The organism is Sphingomonas sp. CCH5-D11, from assembly GCF_001557395.1.
Taxonomy (GTDB): Bacteria; Pseudomonadota; Alphaproteobacteria; order Sphingomonadales; family Sphingomonadaceae; genus Sphingomonas.
Window position 1 is genome coordinate 1 of record NZ_LSKH01000146.1, and the last position, 3,056, is coordinate 3,056.

Annotated in this window: 2 protein-coding genes and 1 pseudogene; all 3 read right to left on the minus strand. The window is 71.3% G+C overall.

The annotated features are described in order from the left end of the window. Window positions 1–912 (minus strand): annotated as a pseudogene (locus AX702_RS09335) (histidine kinase); the annotation flags it as partial. Then, window positions 912–1,511: a potassium-transporting ATPase subunit KdpC gene (gene kdpC, locus AX702_RS09340; protein WP_066778742.1), complete on the minus strand. Its 600-nt coding sequence runs from the start codon at window positions 1,509–1,511 to the stop codon at window positions 912–914. The gene kdpC and the pseudogene AX702_RS09335, both read right to left, overlap by 1 nt. Before the next feature lie 12 nt (window positions 1,512–1,523). Beyond that, the coding region (gene kdpB / locus AX702_RS09345) for a potassium-transporting ATPase subunit KdpB (protein WP_066778743.1) at window positions 1,524–3,056 on the minus strand (1,533 nt) is incomplete at its 5' end.

A 3,056-nucleotide genomic window follows, 5' to 3' on the forward strand; every position in this document is an offset into this window, starting at 1 on the left:
CCCCTGCTCGTCCTGCGTGAAGCCGGCCGCGCGCGGCGTTTCGATGAACACCGCCGTCCAGGGCGCGCGCAGCCCGTCGGCGACGCGCTTGGCCGCGCGCACCATCAGGTCCGCGCCGGGCAGCTCGTTGATCGCCACCACGATCCGCTCGCTCCCCGCCCAGGTGCCGCCCAGCCCCAGCGCGCGCACGTCCTCCAGCATCCGCGCGTCCACCGCCTGCGCGGCGCGGCGCAGCGCAAGCTCGCGCAGCGCGGACAGGTTGGAGCGGGAGAAGAAATGCCCCAGCGCGCGGGTCGCTTCCTCCGGCAGATAGACCTTGCCCGCCTTCAGCCGCTCGATCAGCTCGTCGGGCGGGATGTCGACCACCTCGATCTCCGCCATCTCCAGCACCCGGTCGGGCACCGTCTCGCGCACGCGGATGCGGGTGAAGCTGGCGACGACGTCGTTCAGGCTTTCGACGTGCTGGATGTTGACCGTGGAATAAACGTCGATACCGGCGGCGAGCAGTTCCTCCACATCCTGGTATCGTTTGGGATGGCGGCTGCCCGGCGCATTGGTGTGCGCCAGCTCGTCGACCAGCACCAGGCGCGGTCGCCGCGCGAGGATCGCGTCCAGATCCATCTCGTGCAGCGTGCGCCCTTCATAGGCGGAGGCGCGCCGCGGCATGATCTCCAGCCCGCGGGTGAGCGCCTCCGTCTCGGCGCGGCCGTGGGTTTCCACCACGCCGACCACCACGTCCACGCCGTCGCGCCGCCGCGATGCGCCCTCGGCCAGCATCTCATAGGTCTTGCCGACGCCCGGCGCGGCCCCCAGAAAGATCTTCAAACGGCCGCGGCCCTCCTGCACCGCCTGGCGCAGAAGGGCATCGGGATCGGGGCGAATGCCGTCGGAGGGGAAGTCGGAAACCGCCATCAGTCGCTGCGCGCCCCCGGCCCGCGATCACGCGCCAGCCGGTCGAGCGCCTGGTTGAGCGCCAGCACGTTCACATGCGGCGCGCCCAGCGGCGAGGCGCGCGTCTCACCGGCCACCAGCGCGCGCACCTCCGCCGGCGGCAGCCCGCGCACCCGCGCCACGCGCGCCGCCTGCGCCAGTGCAGCCTCGGGCGACAGGTCCGGGTCGAGCCCCGATCCGCTGGCGGTGGCAAGGTCGGCCGGCAGCGGCCCCGTCACGCCCTCGGCCCGGCGCGCGGCGACATCGGCGCGCACCCGGTCGGCCAGCGCCTGCGACGTTGGCCCGAGGTTAGATCCCGAGGAGGCGAGCCCGTCATAGCCGCTTCCCGCCGCCGAAGGGCGCGTCCGGAAATAACCATCGGCGGTGAAGGCCTGGCCCACGATGCGCGATCCGATCACCGCGCCGTTGGCGCCGCGCACCAGGCTGCCGTTTGCCTGTTCCGGGAACAGCGCCTGGCCGATCCCCGTCATTGCCAGCGGATAGGCGAGGCCGAGCAGGGCGGCGAACAGGATCGTCATCACGATCGCCGGCCGCAATGCGGAGGAGAAATCCTTACCCATGTTCTGTTGTCCTTACGCGAGACCGAGGCCGCCGACCAACAGGTCGATGATCTTGATGCCGATGAACGGCGCCACCAGGCCGCCGAGGCCATAGATGGCGAGATTGCGCGCCAGCAGCGGGCCGGCGCCCATCGGCCGGTACGCCACGCCCTTCAGCGCCAGCGGCACCAGGCAGGGGATGATCAGCGCGTTGAAGATGATCGCGCTGAGGATCGCGCTTTCGGGCGTCGCCAGCCCCATCACGTTCAGGACGCCCAGCCCCGGATAGAGCGCGACGAACATCGCCGGGATGATGGCGAAATATTTCGCCACGTCATTGGCGACGGAAAAGGTGGTCAGCGCGCCGCGCGTCATCAGCAATTGCTTGCCCAGGCCGACGACCTCGATCAGCTTGGTCGGGTCGCTGTCGAGGTCGACCATGTTGCCCGCCTCGCGCGCGGCCTGGGTGCCGGTGTTCATCGCCACGCCGACATCGGCCTGCGCCAGCGCCGGCGCGTCGTTGGTGCCGTCGCCGCACATCGCCACCAGCCGGCCGCCGGTCTGTTCCTGGCGGATCAGCGCCAGCTTGTCCTCCGGCGTCGCCTGGGCGAGGAAATCGTCGACGCCCGCCTCGGCGGCGATGGCGGCGGCGGTCAGCGGGTTGTCGCCGGTGATCATCACCGTGCGGATGCCCATCTGCCGAAGCTCGCCGAAGCGTTCGCGGATCCCCGCCTTCACCACGTCCTTGAGGAAGATCGCGCCGAGCAGCCGCCCGTCCCGCGCCACCGCCAGCGGCGTGCCGCCGGCGCGGCCGATCTCGTCGGTGATGCGGCGCAGCTCGGTCGCCGCCGCCGTCTCGCCGGCGCCCGGATGCGCGCGCAGGATCGAATCCACCGCCCCCTTCTGGATCAGCGTGTCGCCGGCGCGGATGCCGGATACGCGCGTCTGCGCGGTAAAGGGGATCACCTCCGCGCTGGCCGGCATCTGCCGCTCCAGCCCGAAACGCTCGCGCGCCAGCGCCACGATGGAGCGGCCCTCGGGCGTCTCGTCCGCCAGGCTCGCCATGAGCGCGGCCTCGGCCAGTTCCGCCTCGCTCGCCCCGCCCACGGCGCGAAACTCGCTCGCCTGGCGGTCGCCGATCGTGATCGTGCCGGTCTTGTCGAGCAGCAGCACGTCGACGTCGCCCGCCGCCTCCACCGCGCGGCCCGATTTCGCCAGCACGTTGAACCGCACCAGCCGGTCCATGCCCGCGATGCCGATCGCCGACAGCAGCGCCGCGATGGTCGTGGGGATCAGCGTGATGAGCAGCGCGGCCAGGATCGCCACGGGGATGCTGCCCCCGGCATAAGCGGCAAAGGCCGGCACCGTCCCGACCGCGATCAGGAAGATGATGGTCAGCCCGACGAGCAGGATGGTCAGCGCCACTTCATTGGGCGTCTTCTGCCGCTCCGCCCCCTCGACCAGCGCGATCATGCGATCAAGGAAGCCCTTGCCCGGCTCCACCGTCACCCTGACGCGGATCTCGTCCGAAATGACGCGGGTGCCGGCCGTCACGGCGGATCGGTC